Origin of the sequence: Leptospira kirschneri serovar Cynopteri str. 3522 CT (assembly GCF_000243695.2) — a bacterium.
Lineage (GTDB): Bacteria > Spirochaetota > Leptospiria > Leptospirales > Leptospiraceae > Leptospira > Leptospira kirschneri.
Genome location: NZ_AHMN02000015.1, coordinates 13854 through 33340, shown reverse-complemented (window position 1 = coordinate 33340; position 19487 = coordinate 13854). Strand labels below are relative to the sequence as shown.

Below are 19487 nucleotides of genomic sequence, written 5' to 3'. Positions count from 1 at the left end.
ATGTTTTTTCGGAAACTTCAGATCAGAGAGATATGCGGAGGATGAGTACTAATTAACGTGAGTTCGGCCTAAGGAGAAAGTAGAAGTTGTAAATTGTCTTTGGATTTCAAATTCAAAGAAGGTTTTTTGGAAAAAATGAAAATGCGACTAACCCGCTTAATAGATTAACGGCCCAATTGAAAAAACTACGATGCCTAGTATGTTGAATCTGACAGATATTTTTAAGTTCATCATTAACGGATTCAATGATAACTCTTTTCCTTAAAAGGATTTTATCAACTAAGGGCATTAATTTATTTTTCATATTCTTTTTAAGTTTTGTAATGAGTTGAATTCCCTTTTCATAAAGACTTTACAAACAGAGATTGACTGATGTAACCTCTATCTACCGAAAAGTTTACCGTAAATATTTTAACAAGTGGAAAGATCACTTTCAAGTTCCTGTCGTCCACATTTCCAGGAGTGACCATAAATGATAATAATTCACCTTGATCATTTATGATTAAATGCAATTTAAAGCCGTAAAACCAGCCTGTGCTTGATTTTCCTCGTTGTGCAATGTTTTTAAATACCTTATGAGAATGGATTCTTCTGTTGTCGCATACTTTGAGAATCGTGGAATCAATGAACGATATTCCGGAACACTTTTCTAAACAAGAATTTGACAGAAACGAAGCGATGACGGTTAACGCGTTAGGCATCAGCTCGACAAAACGATTGTAACTTACAGCTTTTGGAAATTCGGATTTCAGATTCTTTTTTATTTCTATCAAATAATAATTTTTAAATTCTCTATAATGAGAAAGATGGAAATAAACTACGATTGTTGCTACTTCACTCAGGCTGAGTTGAAATTTACGGTTCCTTTTTCGAACCACCGGACTCAATATTTTCCCGTTCCAGTTTATTTTTTGTTGTGTACAATAATCGTCTATTGCGCAAAATATCTCTGTCAGATCCATATTGTACCTTTTCTTGTCGGAAATTTGGTTCAATATGCGATCTGGCGTTTTTCAGTACAAGATTTTTACTCTTTTTTCCTTCTTACGCCGAACTCACGTTGTTTAATGAATGCTAATTTACTCTTGCGTTTACAGCGTATCTCAAAACTTAATCTTACTTTACAAAAAGATCAAGCTGCAAGGTTCTGCCCTCCCGATTTTCTTACTGAAGAAACTGGTGGGGCAGGTTCTTATAACTTTGTCTTAATTGAATATTTTCTTTTGATGCTTCTTTTACTAAAATTTGTCGCATTCTATGATACAGTTTTGCATCCGTTGGAAAAGTGATCGCTTTCTCCTGAACCGTTGTACAACATTCACTCTTCTAGATCTTTGATCTGACCTTCCCGTTGGCCTAAGAAGATCGTCTCTTCTAAAAATTTCTCTACTCCATCGGAACCAATACGTTTCCGCCACTTTACTAAACTCGTTGGATCACAAGGGAAATCATGTTCGAAATATTCATTTCCACAAACAGACGGATTCGTAATCCGGGTCGACCGGTTTTCTCTGTGTAGTATTTTCCGAATTCTTTCTCAAACTTTTCCCAGTCTATCTTATTCGAGATTTGATACAACGGGTGTCTAGGATCCAAGATCTGGTCCAATCTATTTCGAAATAGTTCTCCTTGATTCTGTTGTTTTGAGTTCTCTTCTGGTTTCATTTTCACCGGCTTTTACGTGGTTTCTGGATGTTTTATGGGGATTTTGTTTCTAACTTTTTCTCCTTGGATAGCATTTTATTTGCGTTATTCGACATTTTAACTCTTTTTTAGGGACGACTATTTAATTAAATGCAGAGGTATTTTATATATCTCTAATATTCCATTTACAATTTGTGAATTGGATCACAAGATTACTGACAACGGCTTCAGTATCAATTCTACTGAGTGAATGTCCGGTCTGTTCTTAACTTTACAGTTATATCACTCCGTGGTCTTTTAACTCTTGTTCTGTAAATCCGGTAACCTTTAATACAAATTCTAAACTGGCACCATTCAATAGCATATTTCTGGCAATTTCGAGTTTACCTTCTTTTCTTAATTTTTCGGCTGTTGTCATGGTTAAATCCTCGTATTCCCTGTTATACCTTGAATGACTGAGTAAACTTGTAATTTCAGTCGGTTCAAGTTCTCTTACATTAAATATATATAAAAACAGTTTTTGGAAAATTTCAACCCTTTTTGATTCGTTTTTTAGACCTGTTAAGAGTTCAAATACTTCTCCTAAATGAATTAAAAATAAACTATCTCCTTCCCATATTTTTTGGACCACTCCTAAAATCACTCTTAGGGTGATACTTTCCAATCGGTTTAGATCCACTTTCGACAGATCAAATAATTCTAATTCAAAATCTGGAATGTATTTTTTAAATACTTCCTCTTCGTTTTTAGAGAGTATAAACCTATCTTGAAGACTATTTCCTAAAGTCCAAGTCCTTTCACCGTGATAGAACACAAACGGAATTACGACTGAATATCTTTTATCCGTCTTATATTGAGACTTGTAGATTGCGGATATATATCCTAGTAGTTGACTAAAGACTGCTTCATCCAAATAACTTTTGTGTTCAAATAGAAGATAGACGTTTGTTTTTTACCGGATTTCAGTGGGATCTGAAAGAGTAGATCGGTTTGTTCTTCTTTTAAGTTTTCTGAAATAAAACTAGATTGTGTTAGTTCTAAACGGTTTAAGTCTAAAAGTTCGATTACAGCTTCAGGTAAACTATTTTTAAAGAAGGAAATCGCATCCTCTTTATCCTGTAGAGTTTCCCGGATTAAACGATCATGTGGGTTTGTCATATCAGACATGGTATTTTTAATAATGGAGATTACTTTTATTTGTAAAGATTCATTTTCTTTTTTATGAATTAGTTCTTTGATTCAATCCAGTACGACCGCTTTTTTTACGTGAGCAGGGCGTAACGCGAAAGGGAGTCTGTTGAAAAAGAAGAGCAAAATGTATAAACCTGCTAGATTAGCACAATGGCAAAGTTCAAGAATACAGACCCGAATCAATTGAGGATGCATGTTTTAGACTTTCAGGAATTGTTCGGAGAAGGACATCCAATCCACGGATTTAAAAAAGTCATGGAACGTTTAGATTTTGAGGATTTCGATAAAAATTATCAGAATGACGCAACAGGTCGACCTGCGATCTCTCCAAAGAAAGTAATTTCGGCTCTTTTCTATTCCATCTTAATCGGCAATCTTTCGATGAGAGAACTCTGCAGGTTATCAAAACTCAGGGCCGAGTTGATCTATCTCTTGGATGGAGAAGAATTAGATCATACGTTTATTTCCAAGTTTCGAAAGGTACATTCGAGGATCTATTTTCCCAGACGGTATTTCTTGGATATGAAAGCGGCTTTATCGACTTTGAAACGATTTCGATTGATGGAACAAAGATCAAAGCAAACGCGAATCCGGACGATCTTGGAGACTTAGAAAGATTCGAGAAGAGGCTGAAACAAATCGAAGAAGTTAGTAAAACCAAATTCAAAGAATGGGAGAAGTCTGCAGATTTAGATTCTTCTAAAATTCAAAAGAAGAGAAAAGAATTAGAACGGAAAACTGACAAGTTAAAGGAAGTGGTAGAATTCTTAAAAAAGCACAAAGACCGTCGTCGGATTCATCTCTTTGAGAGAAATTGCGATCTACAGAAAAAAGGAAACGGCTTTTTAGTAGGTTACAACGCTCAGGCGGCGGTCGATTGCAAATCAAAGATGATCGTCTCACAATGTGTTGAGACAGGACAATCGGATACTCAGTTTGCGGAAAAGATGATTCAAAAAGTAGAAACTTCTTATTCTTCTTTAAAATCAAAGGAAGAAGATTCAAGAAGAATTCAATACGTCTTGGATGCAGGTTATGCGAGCGAGGCTAACTTTCGCAGTTTAAAAGACTTCGATCTTTACTGTCCTGATCAGAGAATCACAAGATTGTTTCAATCGGGAAAAATTCCTAAAATTCCGAAATCTCCTAAACGAAAACCCAAATCTATCAAGTTTACTTTTGATAAGAAATCCAATCACTTTATCTGTCCAACAGGAAGAGTCCTTAAATTCAGAAGGGAGAGACACCTGAATGGAAAAGATATCTATTCGGATTTTCGTGCAACCAATTGTTCCGATTGTCATTTAAAATGTTTCTGTTCCAAGGGAAAATCGAAGTCTATTTTAGTAAATTCTAAGAAATTAAAAAGAAACTATATTCATTCGAGTCCCTCTAAGAATTATCAACCGGATGAGATGAATAACTTTTATACGATGGAGATGCGAAAAAAATTAAGCGAGCCTAAATCCAGAATCATTTATTCAAATAGATTTCCTTCGATTGAAGGAGTTTTCGGAGCCATCAAAGGTTCTCGCGGCGGAAATCTATTTTTGACAAAAGGGATTGAAAAGGTTTCTCTCGAATGGTCGGAAAGATGTTCTGCTCACAATATTGCCAAGCTCTGCGGTTTTCGATACGTCTGAATTTTCGACTGAAGGACGTTTTACTACATTTCTCAAAAATAAAAAAGAACCTAATGTGATCTAGGGTGAAACCATAAGAGGGATTTTCTGGTTTTCTTTTTCAACAGACTCTGGAGATCGATGCGGGGTCAATAAATTGAATCTAAAGACGATTGTTGTATTATGTTTCCTGTATGCAATTTATTGACCAGAGCTGAGAGCCTGGTCCGGCTGCCTGTGGCAAGCCGGATTCGCCACGATCGTGTGGAAGATGACCTCAAGAAAATCGGACGGTTAGAGCGTGCGTCGTTTCACCACAACGGAACGTGCGTTCGGAACAAGGCGACCCACATATGTCCATAACACTCCTGGGGCACCAACTTCCACGTCGTCGAGGTGAAAGTTGACGCCGAGCACAAGCTCGTACTGCTCCGTGGCCAGAAAAGCACCTACAGGGTGTTGCTGCACGTCGATTACCTCATACACGAGATGAACTGCGCTCACCCGGAAGGGGAAGGGCACAAGCCCAAGCGTGCGTAGCTCGGCGCCCGTTCGGTCGTGGTAGTCTCCTTCAATCACAATATCGTCTGCAGAGCGCATCCTTCGCAGGCGCTTCTCGTGCACATCTGCGTTCAATTGAAATAGTCCGATATCGAATACAAAGACAGCAGTGTCGGTCAGATCGAACTCCTCGGCGCCGAGTTGAACGACCACACGGAGGACATCTCGCAACTCGTGCTCCAAGAACTCGTCGAGTACATGATCATGCATTTCTATTGCGCTCCTCGCCACTATATAATTGCAGAACTCCAACGATCCACAATGGCGCCCGCCCTTACTAAAGTCCAGATTGGTAACATACTGACCGTTGAGTCGTGTGATTACGACCGCGTCACCCAGCCGATGGAAGTTCACTTGTCCGAGATATCCCAAGGCCCCCCGTGCGGCGTAAAGCCTGTTTCTTGAAGTGACAAAATGACCTTATGGGTAGTTAGAGCTTAAAGGGCTATATTTTAATTTTTCTCTCAGAAGTTTCTAATACTTTGATACTACCAATCCACCAAAACGCATATAAGTCTCCTTTCTCAGGTAAACTTTCTTTTCTTATTCTGAACTTATTGCCCCATGGTTTAACAAGTAAGTTTAAATTAATCGGTTTATATTCAACTAACTTACTCAGACGTTTATCTATATTTATTTTCATAAAAGATTTTAGCCATTCAAGATAGATTTTAACAAACTTTCATCTAACTATAAATTGACGAATTTCGTATAAACGCCGGAACTGCGAAGGTCGCCTTGTTGTGCCCAGCTCAAAAAAGATCCATTTGTCGGGCGTCAGGAGCTTTTTGGGAAGTTCGTAGAAAGCATATCCCATTGTCAAGTAAGACCCCCAATTTATCATTCTCAACATGCGACCAGACGATAGTACGATCTGTGAAAGGCAGTTCGTATGTAAATTTAATGGTCGCGTCGTTTGTCAGATCGATTTTGCTGAAATAATGTTTCTTTCCCTTGGCTTTAATTTGAACTTTCTCATGCGTAACATAGACGGCGTTATCCATCGGCGTAAAGCCTGATATTAGCGTTCTCTTAAGTACACCCTGGCCAATTGGCTTTGCATTTTTATTCGAAATATCAAAAAGGCTAATGCCAGCGGTCCCGTAATGGCTGCCAAGCTCAAGAATCGCTACCCGATTGTTAACCAGTAGCATCGGAAATCCGTAATTAAAGAAGTTAGGTATTCTTTCTTCGGTAAAGATTTTTGGGGTTTTCGGGAGAGTGTCGGCTTGCTTGTGTAAATTACAGAAGTATTTTATATATCTTTAATATTCCATTTACAATTCGTGAATTAGATCACACGATTGCTTACAATGCCTTCGTATTCAAAACTGAGTGAGTAATCTATTCTTAACTTTACAGGTCATAGCATCCCGTGGTCTTTTAGATCCTTTTTACTCAAACCAGTGATTTCTAAGATCATATCCACATCCATACCTTTCTGAAGCATCTTACGAGCGGATTTTAACTTTTCTTTCTCTGCACCCTTTTCAATACCTTTCTCAATCCCCTTCTGAATCCCTTGTAGTTCACCCGCTTCAAAACGAGCCGCCAAGTCATACGCATAGTCGCGGTCTGATTTTAACTTCGATTCTAACTCATTGCGCTTCTCAGGATCATTTGAATACTGTTCTAAGATTGTAAATGCCTTACTTAAATCTGGAGTTTTATCTACTAAGATTCTCATTTCTTCTTCCTCCAACTCAGACGTATGCTTTAACACATACAGCCAGATCTCTAAATTATTTCTTAATTCCCTTACGTCTCTTTTGACAAACTTACACAACTCTAAAAAATGAATTTCTACGTCGTCTGTTAAGATGATGTCGGGATTAGACTCTTCTCTAAATTTAAACTTACTATGAAAATTCTCCGAAGGAATTAAGTCAAAGTCAACTATATTTATCTGATACACTGGCTTCAAATCGGAATACATAGAACCCCGATTCAACTGGTCCCGAATTAGTCCTGAAAGATAATACAAACTTCTCTTCACGAAAGAACTTTGGTGAGCTACTTGGATTTCTACATGAAATATTTTTCCATCCTCATCTTGAGCACGTATATCTAAATAAGAACGTTTGTCATTCGGAGAAGAGCCTACAAGTTCCGGATTGAGTATCTTAATGTTTCGGATTGTATGTTCCCCATCCGGAAATAACACACTGTTTAATATTGAAATCAGTAAATCTGGTTCTTTAACAAACAAGATCTTAAACATCAAATCATTGGTTAATGGAAAAAAGTTTTTAGACATCGGCTTGGTTCTTTTCTTTTACTTTCAACTGGAAAGATATTTTGAGGAAACTACTTTTTGTAATTCGGTCTTTTATCTTCTCCCTTACAAATTTATCTTTGTAAGGGTTCTGTTTTTTAGCTTTGTTTCAAATCTTAAAAGAGAAAGGAATCTTTTACAAAAAATCTATGGATCTAATATTCCATTGAATATAGCTAAATTTGAAATCCCGAATTCTTCCCTCCATTTTCCTCCAATTTCCTCTCTCACAATTTTGCCTACTCTTCAAACTATTAAGACCACAACAAAACAAACTACTATCTTTTGATTTAAAGAGTTTTGGTTTTTATAAAACAAGGACTTTTATTTAGGTGAATGTTCCTAAAGGAAACAATTCGGTTTTGGCTGTCTTTATATCATGGAAATTATTTATTTCTTTTTAACATGCCCTACCCTACCACATCAAACGACCTACTTACTCTTGAAAGAGCATCGAAAATATTTCAACTTCACTTCTAATCCATTGTGTTTCTGGGGATCACTTGAATATAAATGTTTTACTTAAATCTAAAATTTGATCCTAAAAATTCCCTTTCTCTTTTCAAGATCCAAAACAAAGAAAACCCACTTCTAAACCTCAAGTTTTTCAGGATTTTAGGGGGTCGAAATTTTTCCTGGAATTTCCTGAATTTTCCTGAATATCGAATTTCTTTAAAAAATGGATTCAAAGCTATAGAAAGAACATGCTACTTTTTGAATATTCTTAGAAATTACCTACTTTCTTAAAAAATATGACTTTTTTCAAATTGTCCTGTTTTGGCTCGTTTTTTCCTGGATAGAGATTCTTAAGAAAAGTCAGATTCTACTGTCTTCCTACAACAAACATATTCCTTTGATAAAAGGGCCTGTTTTTTAATATGAATCGAATAAACATCTTACTGACTGAGATTTTTATTTTGTCAAAGGGTCATAGAAGTGGGAGAATTTCTGTGGAGACTCATTCTAAGTTTTTATACTAAAGTAAATTGATTCTGTTCAAATAAAAAAACTTGAATCAAAACCTGATCATTCACTAAAAACGGAGGGATTTTAAAACTATTGAACAGTTCGTTATCGTTTCAATGGGAATTCGTATTTAGAACATTCTTTAGTTTATTAGAAGGGCCTTAGTATTACCGTTATGAGTTGTTTACGTTTTAGAACTTTAGGTAAAAAATTCTGACTTTTTATAAACCTACTACGATTCAAAAAGGTTTGTATCTTTTTTGTTTCCTAAAGAAGATACGGTTCTAAGTTTTTTTAAGTCCTTAGTCTCTAAAAGATTCGAACTTCATTTTATACTTACGCCCTTTTGGAAGTTTGACTACCCTGCTCTAAAAACTTCGTACGGATCTTTATTTGTAATTTTAATTCTATCCTCTTTCACTTGGCATTTGTTTGAGTTCTTTCAAATAACTTTGGAATTGTTTCTGGACTTTCTAATTGATTGTACAAAGGCCAATTGATACTTTCCATTTTAACCAGTGAACTTTTTTCCATTCTCCTAAAACAGTTCTGTTTTGATATTCAAGACGAAAAAATCCTGATAACGCAAATACCTTTCTGAGAAAAGAAACTCAGGTAATCAAAAATGAAATATCGGAAAATAAGAGAAGTTTATCCTGATCTTGTAATCTTGATTTTTATGAAACAGGGGTTTTGCATGTGAAAAACCCTGTAAAACCCCACTTCCGAGTTTTTTAAAAAAGTAAAATATCGGAAACAATACAAGCCGAAAAAACGACTGTCTCTTTTCTACTCATTACAAAAAGAATTCAAAATGAAGAACTCCATTAAGAGCCAAATCATTTTTGAACTGATGTATTTTGTCTCCAAAAATCTGGTTCAAAGATAGTACACTATTGTGCCGAAATTCGTAGATATAAATGACTTTTGTTTTCTACTTAAAGTTTCAAAACGTTTCTAGATCTCGAATTCCAAATAATCACATCTAAGGAAAGAAGTTCTTTCTATACCCTTGAAAACGAATGCCCTACTTCATTTAAAAACAATCCTAAGTTTGTTGTGAGGAAATTCGAGGAAAAGTGAAAGATGAATACGAAGTTCAAAGTCCAGTTAAAACTTGTGATTCGGCGTAATAAAGTTCGAGCAACGGCCTAAAAAAGTAGGACAAAAACTATGTTTTGTTTGATAGACTGAAATTGATAAGATTGCTGACAACCCTTCGTATTCAATACTGAGTGAGGAGTGTCCGATCTGTTCTTAACTTTACAGGTTATATCACTCCATAGCCTTTCAACTCTTGTTCTGTAAGTCCAGTTACACTTAAAACAAATTCTAAGCTAGCACCTTTCAATAGCATATTTCTGGCAATTTCAATTTTAGTTTCAACTTTACCTTTTATTTCACCTTTTTGAATTAACTTTTCAGCTGTTGTCATGGCTAAATCCTCGTATTCCCTATTATACCTTGAATGACTGAGTAAACTTGTAATTTCAGTCGGTTCAAGTTCTCTTACATTAAATATATATAAAAACAGTTTTTGGAAAATTTCAACCCTTTTCGATTCGTTTTTTAGACCTGTTAAGAGTTCAAATACTTCTCCTAAATGACTTAAAAATGAACTATCCCCTTCCCATATTTTTTGAACCACTCCTAAAATCACTCTTAGGGTGATACTTTCCAATCGGTTTAGATCTACTTTCGACAGATCAAATAATTCTAATTCAAAATCTGGAATGTATTTTTTAAATACTTCTTCTTCGTTTTTAGAGAGTATAAACCTATCTTGAAAACTATTTCCTAAAGTCCAAGACCTTTCACCGTGATAGAACACAAACGGAATCACAACTGAGTATTTTTTATCCGTCTTATATTGAGACTTGTAGATTGCGGATATATATCCTAAGAGTTGGCTAAAGACTGCTTCATCCAAATAACTTTTGTGTTCAAATAGAAGATAGACGTTTGCTTTTTTACCGGATTTCAGTGGGATCTGAAAGAGTAGATCGGTTTGTTCTTCTTTTAAGTTTTCTGAAATAAAACTAGATTGTGTTAGTTCTAATCCGTTTAGGTCCAAAAGTTCGATTACTTTTTCGGGTAAACTATTTTTAAAAAAGGAAATCGCATCCTCTTTGTCCTGTAGAGTTTCCCGGATTAAACGATCATGTGGGTTTGTCATATCAGACATGGTATTTTTAATAATGGAGATTACTTTTATTTGTAAAGATTCATTTTCTTTTTTATGAATTAGTTCTTTGATTCAATCCAAGGCAACTGCTTTATTTACGTGAGCAGGGCGTAACGCGAAAGGGATCGATGCGGAGTCAAAAATTTGTCTAAGTATAAACTAAAATTAGGTAATGATTATCAGAAGCCAAATAGAGTTAGGGTCCTAACTCTATTTTCTAAGCTTATTTGGATTGATGGATTACCAGGGTTTTATGATATTTGTAGATTAATAGTTATGCGAAATCACGCGCCTGTTTTCTGATGATCCAAATCGTTTTTTCCGACCTCCACTGGCTCCCCCAGGGCGACCAAGTTGACGATCTCTGTGCCCATGGTACCGTGAACGTTTGCATTGACAATGAAACCCTTTCCGACGTTCCGAACAAGGAATGGACATTGAGTTGTGCTGGGCTCTACCTTCTGCGATCGCTCGAACATGATTATCATCCGGGCGATTACGGGAGTCAGTTAATCCCGTGTTGTAGCTTTGATTTCATCCCTCAAGAAGATTCTCAGTTTCCCGTTTTGATGCTCGGATGCCCCAACGGAATCGAATGGCACATTAAACATGAAGGGAATGCCGTAACCCACACTACTTTAAATGGCAATTCTTCAACGCTCGCATTGCACGAGTGGATTTTCATCGTCCTCTCTCTGACAAACCAAGTGGAAGAATTCTATCAACTGTCAGAGCCAAAGAAGACAACATCCAAAGAACTCAAAGAAGGGTATTTCCATTTCTGGTCAGAATGGAGAGAGCGAACAGAAAGAGCCAGGCGAAAGGTGCGTTATCACGCTTGACGACTTTGCGTTATGCGAAATTTTAATAAAAATGTATAGAAGTGAAAAAATGGAAAAAGCCGTTCCTATAAAACTCCAATTGGTTATATTAAAAATCATCGAGACGGAATTATCTTAACAAATATTCAATGGAGTAACTCAAAGATTATATTCTCTTGCAATATAACTGACAATGCCATATTGGATGCCGCAACTAAAGAAAAAGAATATGAATTTAAACTAATTTTCGATGGTGTTATTTCGTTATTTCATGCAAAATTAGATACTTATTATCAAATTGAAAAAAACTTCCAAAAACCGAAAATTACTAAAAGTATTTTTGAAGAAATAAATAATTCAGATTATATTGTCAAATTACCTATAAGATCTGATTGAGGCGAAGTAAGACACTCTCCTTTTTAAACAAAAACGTCATTTACTCAGAATAGCTGATACCCTCTGGATTAGATTCATTTTTTGTCCGTCTCACATTTGAATCAATTCAATCACCCTCCTTTTCTCTTACAAAAAAAAGATCGATCTTTTTAAAGACCTTTGAGAATCGACTCTTGTTCTTCTTGTATGAGATCGGTTCTAATACACTTTGATTGATTCAATTAAAAAAACTCATGCGGCACTTCCCTTTCTATTTTCAATTGTAGTCTTTTTTACCTCTGAGTTACTTACAAGACCCGGATATACTTCGTTTACAAATTTTTCATACAGTATCTTTTTAGTTCCTTCGTATTTGAGAGGATCTGAGTTTTGTTCGTAATATTCTAATTGTTGTTTAAACAACTTTGTCTTACCCCACACTAAAAAACATTTGTAAGGATCTAGGTTGTTTAACTCTTCTATGGGTGTTTCTTGGATCGTCTTACTCTCGTTATATTTGGATTCAGTTCGTAATGATTTATTTTGTGGTTCATTTCGTTTTCTGTTCTTTTCAGTAGGTTTTACTTTTCTTTCAAATAACCTAGACCAAAACTTAGGATCTTGTTTTCTCAGTTGGATAAGTGTTTGTATCTTACTTTCGATTACCTTCCAATCTCCGTTGGATATTTCATACAGTTTGTTGAGTGCTTTTAGCTCTGAGTCAGGTTGTCCCATTTCACTTCCATGTTCTTTGAAATAGTATTCTTGAAATTTTGTAAGCCAAGAATCAGGAAATTGAAATCGTGATAACGTTTTAGGTTTGTTTAAATTTTGCTTTTGTTCTTCTACGTGCATTTTTGCAGGCGGGCCGTACTCTCTAGAAGTATTTTGTATTTGTTTAAAGAGTACTTGTTTTGATAGTCCTTGGTATATAGTATTTGATAGGGGTTGATTTTCCCCAACTTGAATTTCAAGGTGAGGCTTTTCTGATTGTGGTGAATATAGGATCTGCTTTTCTTCTTTCTTCCTTTCTACTTCTTCTGAAAGTTCTTTTTGTTCTTCTACGTGCGCTTGTATGGGTTGGTGATGCTTTTGTACTTGTTTAGAGAATACTTGTTTTGATAGTCTTAGGTCTTTAAGACTTGGTTGAGTTGGATTTACCACAACTTGATTTTCGAGGTGTGGCCTTTTTGCTTGTTGTAAATCTAGAACATTATTTTCTTCTTTCTTAGATTTTAAGACTTCTTTAAAAAAAAATTTCTTTGATTTACTATCTTCATATATTTAGTAGGTTTTGCTTCGTATTGAACTTCCGGCTTTTGAGACTCTTCAAAAAAATACCAACCAGAATTAAATCTACCAGTTACTGGATCTTTGCCTTTTCGAAATTCTGCATAGCCAAAGGTAACTAGTTCTTTAAACCCCGATGCAATACTTGACTCTTTGTCAGATTTAAACTTAGCCATCGTTTTTACGGACATTCGCCAGTGGTCTGGATAACGTAGGGCCAGAAGTAGAATCGCTGTCGCTTTCATACTTAAACGAGCATCATCTATAAAGTTATTTTTTACGATTGTAAAGTTTCGGTCTTTTTGTACCCGAAAGACTCTTGGAGTGTCATTCATATACTATTCTCTTGTTACAGTGTTGTGAGGTGAGTCTGGATGTTTCTAAAAAGTTAGTGGGAATACGGTATCGTTTCCAAAGTCATTTCTTTTTGTTTTTTATCCTACTCGATCCGTTTTCACTTTGGCACAAAAACCAATATCGGAAGTTTTATTTCTAAAAAAATTCAATCTTAAGGTAAATTTTGGGATTCAATCTTTGTTTTCAGTTTTACTTGAATTTGATCTAAAAAAGGGAGAAAATTGTTCGGTCTACATTTTAGATTTTTTCTAAAATCTGTTTTCCAACTCGGTAATTTCCTGTCTTGGGAATTCCTGGTTTAGGAAGGAGTGTTTTACAGAGTTGTGAGTCTCACAAGCGTTAAGAAAAATCTTGTGGTTACTCATGTCAGAGAATTGGAATTTCCATTTTATCGGGAAAAAATATATCTACTTTTTGTTTCGATTCAATGAAAGAAAAATCGAGTTTTTAATTTTATTTAAAATACACTAAAAACCTTTTTTAAATAAAATATAATAATTTAAAACTAATTCTTATGTTGAATTTGCATTATTGATGTGTAAACGATTGGTCTGGGTATTTTATTCTGTAGTTCCGAGTAGTTTATTTCTTTAAAGTTCAGTTTCATGAATCTTGAGATATATTTTTTTCTGCGCTTTTTTTAAGTCTAATTTTAAATAAAAATACTTGCAACTCCTCTCGTTATTACTATTATTATAACATGGATAATTCATCAGTAAAAAAAACGACAATTCGGGCAATAGGCAACTCCGCCGGGGCAACAATTCCTAAAGCTCTATTAGAGAAGTATAATTTTCATGAAGGCGACACCGTATTTCTCTTAGAAACCGAATCGGGGATTCTTTTATCTCCTTATGATCCCGACTTTGAAGAAGCAATGGATATTTACCAAAAAGGTTCCAAAAAGTACCGGAATGCACTAAGAGAATTGGCTAAATGAGAAAAGAACCAAGATGGTTGAATCAGAAAATCGTTTTAACAATTCATTTAGACCAACTGAAACAACATGGCGGTTCTCAAGGGATTCGGGATCAAGGACTTCTTGAATCGGCTCTCGATCGGCCAAAGAATAAATGGTACAATCACTCCTCCTCCAACATCTTTGATTTAGCCGCTTCTCTATGTATAGGGATAGCGAAGAATCACCCTTTTATTGATGGTAATAAGCGTGTCGCTTTCATGGCGACTTATGTATTTCTTGGAATCAATGGTTACAACATAGAGGTTCCGGAAGAAGAAGTCGTTTCTATCATGCTGAAAGTTGCTAGTGGAAATATTAACGAAACAAACCTATCAATCTGGTTAAAAGATAGTTCGAATCGTAATTTGCGGTAGTTCCACATTTTAAGAATCAATTTACAAAGTTTAGATCCAACTTTTTTCAGTAAAAAGAATTTCTTGTGCAGAACTCACGTGAATTAATAGAGACATTCAGACATGAATATCGAAAAGAACATCTATCTTTGGAAAATTTCAATTCTTGTAGAGACAATTAAATATCAATATAATGATCCAAATACGATCAGCCTTATCCCCTACCCTTTTTATTTTAAATGGTAACCACTTTTGGAATTTACAATTTCATTCTTATTCTCATCCCAGTTCAAGGGCGTTTTTTGTTTTTTAAATAATTCCAGTCCTCTTCACAGGGTTAGGCGAAAATTTTTAAATTGTATCTGACAGAGACTTATTTTATGATTCCTTGTCTCCTATGGAGACTATTTATGTCTACACTTTTTGAAAGACTTTCCGAAATTGACGACGACCTAAAACTGAGTCACAGCAAGATGGCCGCGAAATTGGGTGTCAATCGTTCTACTTATTACAAATACAAAAACGGCACTCTTGCTATCCCTAAGTCTATTTTGATCATTTTAAGGCTTAAAGGTTATGACGAACAGTGGATTCTTTCCGGTAAAGGGCAAATGAAACTCAAAGATTCCGTTCATTTAGTCGAAATGCAAAAAAGGTTAAAACTCATTTCTAAACTCGACTCTTACGGTGTGTTAGATTCTATTGATAAATTACCAGAAACGCCGTCCTCTGTTCAAAAGAAAATCATTCGAGAGTTCTTTATTTTCTTATCTTCTAAGTTTGTGTAAGGAAGTTTTCGTATGGAACGAGATTTAATGTCTTAAATGTTTACTTCGTGAAATTTTACTCAAAATACTTTAAAACAAACCTCTAATCCAGTAAATCGTTCAGTTAACTGAACGATTTACAAAGTCTAAACTAAATTATGTAACATATATAAAATTCGCTTTTCACGATTCGAATTTCTTTTAAAACCGATTTTATGAGCCATAAACCTTATGTGTTTGTTTTCGCGAATGTCAAGGGAGGAGTCTCAAAAACTACTAGTGCTACACACAGCTCTATGGCATTAGCCAGAAGAGGTCGCACACTTGCGATTGACCACGACCCCCAAGGCGATCTTTCCAACGCATTTCTTCCAAACGAACCTCTAGAATTATTTGACAATGCAAATACGTTCTCTGTGATAAGAGGCGAAACAACACTCAAAGAATCAACAAGGAATGTCTATAACGTTGACATACTTCCATCTTCGATGGAATTAGAAGATTTTCAGTATCATGTAGGAAAAGACATCGCACTTGTCACAAAGCTAAATACTGTTATTTCAAAATCAAATTACGATTTCGTCATAATTGATACCCCTGGATCAGGCTCTTATGAACTTCTTTCCGCTCTGCTTGCTGCCAATGCTGTAATTATCCCAGTAAATCCTTCAAAGTGGGCAATTCGAACAGTAAAAAAAATCTTTAAAAAAATCAATGAGGCTTTGAATTTTCCAGGCACTAAAATAACCTCCGTATTTATACTACCGACGATTTGGAATAATTCAGGTCGAAGCGAACAAATATTAGAACAACTACAACAAATCCCAAATTTATTAGATCAGTTACAAGCAAATGAAACTGGATACGAATTAGTCCCTACCCCAGGCTTACTACCTCCAATTCCTCAATCAACGACAATTCGCGATAGAACTGAATTTGGGGAACCCTTAAAAGAAGGCACAGAAGGTTGGAATGCTTATGATTCCTTAGCAGAAGCCTTAATCCAAAAATCAGGTCTATCAATTCGTTCAGTCAAATGAACTATTTTTCTGTTTAGTGGTTTATAAAGTAGGTTTTTAATGGCTTCTAAATCTAAAAAAATTTTCCAAGTTGAAGATGCTTTCGGAAACAAAACCGATAAAACTTCTACTAACTTACATAATAATTCGCAAAGTAATGCATTATTACGCGAATTGATGAATAATGAAAAACAGGAATCCAATCAAGTAATACAAAATATTCCAGTTAAGAAAATTATTAGCAAAGAAAATCCTAGAAAAAATTTCAGCAGTGAATCTCTTCGAGAATTAGCCGATAGCATTAAAAAATATGGATTAATTCAACCTATTTCTGTTCGAAAAATTGGGAACGAATATCATCTCATCGCGGGGGAAAGGAGACTTCGTGCGACAAAGTTAAACGGCGAAGAATTTATTTCATCTATTGTTAAAAATGTTCACCAAGTAGATCCGGATTTAATTCCCGAATATAAATTGATTGAAAATATTCATCGAGAGGATCTTGCAGACATAGAAATTGCCCTTAGCCTAACTGTTATTAAATCTAGATATAAACTTTCAGCTTCTCAACTTGCAGAAAAATTCAATAAATCAATTTCTTGGGTAAAGCAAAAACTGATGCATGCTTCGGCTATTAACGATTTAGTTGAAGCTGGGAAAATCAAAAATCCTGATTTAATAAGTAAAGTCCCGACTTCAATTCTGATGGAAGTTTTACCTACAATTAAAGCTAATCATAAAGATGCATTAGATTGGTTGCTTACTAAAGCAAAAAATGATTCTTTGCCAACTCAAGCAGAAGCTAGAAAATATGCTAAATCTTTTTCAATATCCAACAGCAGTTCAAAGAAAACTAAATCTTTTACTAACCTCAAAACTCTTCAAGATCAAATAAACGATATTGATAGAAAAATTGATGAATTAAAAAAGAAAAAAAAGAAGCTCAAAGATCAAATGGATTTACTGACATGATTTTTTTAATTTCTTAACAAAAAAAGAGTACCCAAAACAGCACATTGTTTTAAAATACCGAAACAATCTTATCCAAGATTTGTCGTAATGAGCCCAAGGGGAGGTGAGAGTCCCCAAGGGCATTCTTCCTAAAAGTGACAATAATTTAGTTATGTCCCATTTTTTGCTTGACATTTGTCTGGTACATGTTTCTAGTCCAAAATATCTTAGAGACATAACTAAGACAAAGGCCGCTCTCACATTAGGCCAAAAGCGACAAATCGAGGACTTACCGAAGGCTCCATGCCTGACCTTTAGTTCCCCGTATTTTAATAGAGTAGGGTAAAAACTAACCTTTACCGTGCGTCACCCGAAATATGTCCGTATGGTAAAACAAGGGATACTAAAATGACCGAGGTCGTACATTACGCTTTGGTGATAGCTCACGCTATCGAATCATTACCACTTTCCAGGGCAAAAAGACAGCTACTGTCTAAAATCACTGACTTAGATATTGCAGGAAGAATCAACGGATTTGGTGGATGTATTGCAAAAAACAAAACACTAGGTGAGGAAGTAGGCTTAGCAGAAACTACTGTTTCTAAATATATCCGAGAAATGAGACGAGAAGGATATATAAACTCTGGAGAATTCCACGGACATTATAGAATACTAAACTCTAGTCTACATGATACAGTTGTAAAAGAACGTTATGAATATAACCTACAAAAACAGATAACAAAATATACTAGTCTGTCTAGTACAAATATCCTAGAGAGATTAAACCAAAGTACCGGGTCTGCTCCGTACGTTCGTACGGGGGACTGTACTAATAACCAAAGTACAAACCAAACAAATAACGAAAAGAAAGTACAAAACTCTTCTCTTTCTAAAGTAACTTGGATGAATATTCTAGAAAATTCTAAAAACCTCATACTGAAAGAATGGGGGGAATACGACCACAACCCGGAAAAGGAAAACGCTAAAATCAAGTCCTGGAAAAAGTTAGTACCGGAAGATCCGGAAGTCGTTTTAGAAACTTTGAAGAAGCTAATTCATATCCGTAAATCGGAAGAATATAAAGGGGACCGATTTTGGGGAACGATCCCTGTAAACATAGCCTCCAGCTACTCTTACAAGGACATTATAAAAAACACATATAACCTACTTATACAAGTGAAAAACAAAGCCCCTTTGGTCACGGAAAATAAAAAAGAAATAAAGATCGAGAGCGAGGTAACTGATCCGTCCAAAAATGAAAATGATCCAACGTGGGAAGGATTTTTGGTTTGGGCAAAGGAAAGACTTTCTAAAACCAGCTACGAAAATCTTAAAGGACTTAAAATCAAATTCGAAAATGAGGAGTTGAGTATAGTAGGGGAAATAAACGATTCTCTCAAAATGATTGTTACTAAGTATTTTAGAGAAGAAGGAAAACTTAAACTAGAAGTAAAATTTGTAAAAGAAAAAGAAACGCAAGAGAACGAAAAGAATTTTAACTCAAGTAAGAAACCGGATTCAAAAAGTAATCAGGAAAATCAAACCCAGCCAAGTCAAAAAATATCCATACTAGATAATCACTTAGAGAACCAGAATTTCAAACATTTCCGAGACTATATGTCGGTAGATAAAGTAATTCATGAGTTCATGAACCATTCTACACTAACACTAGACCGACCAGACTTAGAAATCATCCGCAATCTAAAGATCCGTTATGACCTGGAGAAAATTGTAATCTATGACTCACTTCCAGAAAGACTAAAAAATCACATACGTGATTACTTCTATAATCATCCCCAAAGGGTTATCTCATTACAATTTGAGGAAAACAAATTCAACGTTGCGGCATAATACAAAACCAAAAAGGGCGGCGACTTGTCTTGAAAATTAAAATGAGGCCCTTATTTTAACGTGAATTCGGCATAAGGGATCAGGTTGATTTTTCTAAAAAAGTTGTGATTTCGATTCCTAAAATGTAGGAACTCCTGCAAAGCACGATTTTAGGAACAAATTCTAAAATTGCAGGGACTGATATTTTTAGAAAATTCTTTCCCATTTTCTTAGGTCGAGTTCACGTTATTTTATGGTTCTCAGTAGATTATATTCGTAATCCTTAATGTTTCGAACTTAAACTTACACTCTTCAGAGT

The 19487-nt window shown here is 35.3% G+C and carries 15 protein-coding genes and 5 pseudogenes; 11 read left to right on the top strand and 9 right to left on the bottom strand.

Features of this window, described 5'->3' with window-relative positions:
- Nucleotides 1-68: 68 nt before the first annotated feature.
- Nucleotides 69-962, bottom strand: a pseudogene (locus tag LEP1GSC049_RS02000000224885) (IS982 family transposase).
- Between the two features lie 24 nt (nt 963-986).
- Here LEP1GSC049_RS02000000224885 and LEP1GSC049_RS2000000228565 point away from each other — a divergent pair.
- Entirely contained in the window at nt 987-1289 is a 303-nt protein-coding gene (locus LEP1GSC049_RS2000000228565; RefSeq protein ID WP_016747976.1) for a hypothetical protein, read from the top strand.
- Here LEP1GSC049_RS2000000228565 and LEP1GSC049_RS2000000226890 read toward each other — a convergent pair.
- Together LEP1GSC049_RS2000000226890 and LEP1GSC049_RS02230 are read right to left on the bottom strand one after the other, a co-directional pair.
- A pseudogene (locus tag LEP1GSC049_RS2000000226890) lies at nt 1192-1665 on the bottom strand (transposase); the annotation flags it as partial. The gene LEP1GSC049_RS2000000228565 and the pseudogene LEP1GSC049_RS2000000226890 overlap by 98 nt on opposite strands.
- Before the next feature lie 256 nt (nt 1666-1921).
- Nucleotides 1922-2802: pseudogene (locus LEP1GSC049_RS02230) on the bottom strand (Rpn family recombination-promoting nuclease/putative transposase).
- A 222-nt stretch (nt 2803-3024) separates the two neighbouring features.
- Between LEP1GSC049_RS02230 and LEP1GSC049_RS209820 the strand changes: the two are divergent.
- Together LEP1GSC049_RS209820 and LEP1GSC049_RS209825 are read left to right on the top strand one after the other, a co-directional pair.
- Nucleotides 3025-3447: a transposase gene (locus tag LEP1GSC049_RS209820; RefSeq protein ID WP_004750616.1), complete on the top strand. Its 423-nt coding sequence runs from the start codon at nt 3025-3027 to the stop codon at nt 3445-3447.
- Nucleotides 3448-3725: 278 nt separating this feature from the next.
- Nucleotides 3726-4478: a transposase gene (locus LEP1GSC049_RS209825; protein WP_025186090.1), complete on the top strand. Its 753-nt coding sequence runs from the start codon at nt 3726-3728 to the stop codon at nt 4476-4478.
- A gap of 273 nt (nt 4479-4751) precedes the next feature.
- Here LEP1GSC049_RS209825 and LEP1GSC049_RS0207155 read toward each other — a convergent pair whose 3' ends face one another.
- The 5 genes and pseudogenes from LEP1GSC049_RS0207155 to LEP1GSC049_RS209850 all read right to left on the bottom strand — a co-directional run bounded on the left by LEP1GSC049_RS0207155 (nt 4752) and on the right by LEP1GSC049_RS209850 (nt 10435).
- Nucleotides 4752-5228, bottom strand: a complete 477-nt coding sequence (locus LEP1GSC049_RS0207155) for a hypothetical protein (protein ID WP_025186089.1) — start codon at nt 5226-5228, stop codon at nt 4752-4754.
- Between the two features lie 235 nt (nt 5229-5463).
- Nucleotides 5464-5661: a hypothetical protein gene (locus LEP1GSC049_RS209830; RefSeq protein ID WP_016561095.1), complete on the bottom strand. Its 198-nt coding sequence runs from the start codon at nt 5659-5661 to the stop codon at nt 5464-5466.
- Between the two features lie 134 nt (nt 5662-5795).
- Nucleotides 5796-6235: pseudogene (locus LEP1GSC049_RS2000000228070) on the bottom strand (hypothetical protein); the annotation flags it as partial.
- A 146-nt stretch (nt 6236-6381) separates the two neighbouring features.
- Entirely contained in the window at nt 6382-7275 is an 894-nt protein-coding gene (locus LEP1GSC049_RS209835) for an Rpn family recombination-promoting nuclease/putative transposase (protein ID WP_016561096.1), read from the bottom strand.
- Nucleotides 7276-9529: 2254 nt separating this feature from the next.
- Nucleotides 9530-10435: an Rpn family recombination-promoting nuclease/putative transposase gene (locus LEP1GSC049_RS209850; protein WP_244266186.1), complete on the bottom strand. Its 906-nt coding sequence runs from the start codon at nt 10433-10435 to the stop codon at nt 9530-9532.
- 311 nt (nt 10436-10746) lie between these two features.
- On the opposite strand from LEP1GSC049_RS209850, the gene LEP1GSC049_RS209855 reads away from it, so the two are divergent.
- Together LEP1GSC049_RS209855 and LEP1GSC049_RS2000000226880 are read left to right on the top strand one after the other, a co-directional pair.
- A complete protein-coding gene (locus tag LEP1GSC049_RS209855; RefSeq protein ID WP_004768100.1) occupies nt 10747-11286 on the top strand; it encodes a hypothetical protein in 540 nt (179 codons plus the stop codon).
- A 180-nt stretch (nt 11287-11466) separates the two neighbouring features.
- Nucleotides 11467-11661 carry a hypothetical protein gene (locus tag LEP1GSC049_RS2000000226880; protein ID WP_016747882.1) on the top strand — a complete coding sequence of 65 codons (195 nt, stop codon included), beginning with the start codon at nt 11467-11469 and terminating at the stop codon, nt 11659-11661.
- Between the two features lie 231 nt (nt 11662-11892).
- On the opposite strand, the pseudogene LEP1GSC049_RS02000000224865 reads toward LEP1GSC049_RS2000000226880, so the two are convergent.
- Nucleotides 11893-13265 (bottom strand): annotated as a pseudogene (locus LEP1GSC049_RS02000000224865) (helix-turn-helix domain-containing protein).
- A 722-nt stretch (nt 13266-13987) separates the two neighbouring features.
- Here LEP1GSC049_RS02000000224865 and LEP1GSC049_RS209860 point away from each other — a divergent pair.
- The 6 genes from LEP1GSC049_RS209860 to LEP1GSC049_RS209885 all read left to right on the top strand — a co-directional run bounded on the left by LEP1GSC049_RS209860 (nt 13988) and on the right by LEP1GSC049_RS209885 (nt 19189).
- Nucleotides 13988-14227, top strand: coding sequence for an AbrB/MazE/SpoVT family DNA-binding domain-containing protein (locus tag LEP1GSC049_RS209860; protein WP_004762799.1), 240 nt, complete (start codon nt 13988-13990; stop codon nt 14225-14227).
- Nucleotides 14224-14622: a type II toxin-antitoxin system death-on-curing family toxin gene (locus tag LEP1GSC049_RS209865; protein WP_004762810.1), complete on the top strand. Its 399-nt coding sequence runs from the start codon at nt 14224-14226 to the stop codon at nt 14620-14622. Before LEP1GSC049_RS209860 ends, LEP1GSC049_RS209865 begins: the two co-directional genes overlap by 4 nt.
- A 389-nt stretch (nt 14623-15011) precedes the next feature.
- Nucleotides 15012-15389 (top strand): helix-turn-helix domain-containing protein, encoded by a 378-nt coding sequence (locus LEP1GSC049_RS209870; protein ID WP_016561113.1) that lies wholly within the window; start codon nt 15012-15014, stop codon nt 15387-15389.
- Between the two features lie 194 nt (nt 15390-15583).
- Entirely contained in the window at nt 15584-16408 is an 825-nt protein-coding gene (locus LEP1GSC049_RS209875) for a ParA family protein (protein ID WP_004762804.1), read from the top strand.
- 39 nt (nt 16409-16447) lie between these two features.
- Nucleotides 16448-17359 (top strand): ParB/RepB/Spo0J family partition protein, encoded by a 912-nt coding sequence (locus LEP1GSC049_RS209880; protein ID WP_004762800.1) that lies wholly within the window; start codon nt 16448-16450, stop codon nt 17357-17359.
- 387 nt (nt 17360-17746) lie between these two features.
- Nucleotides 17747-19189: a helix-turn-helix domain-containing protein gene (locus LEP1GSC049_RS209885; RefSeq protein ID WP_004762808.1), complete on the top strand. Its 1443-nt coding sequence runs from the start codon at nt 17747-17749 to the stop codon at nt 19187-19189.
- The last annotated feature ends 298 nt before the right edge of the window (nt 19190-19487 follow it).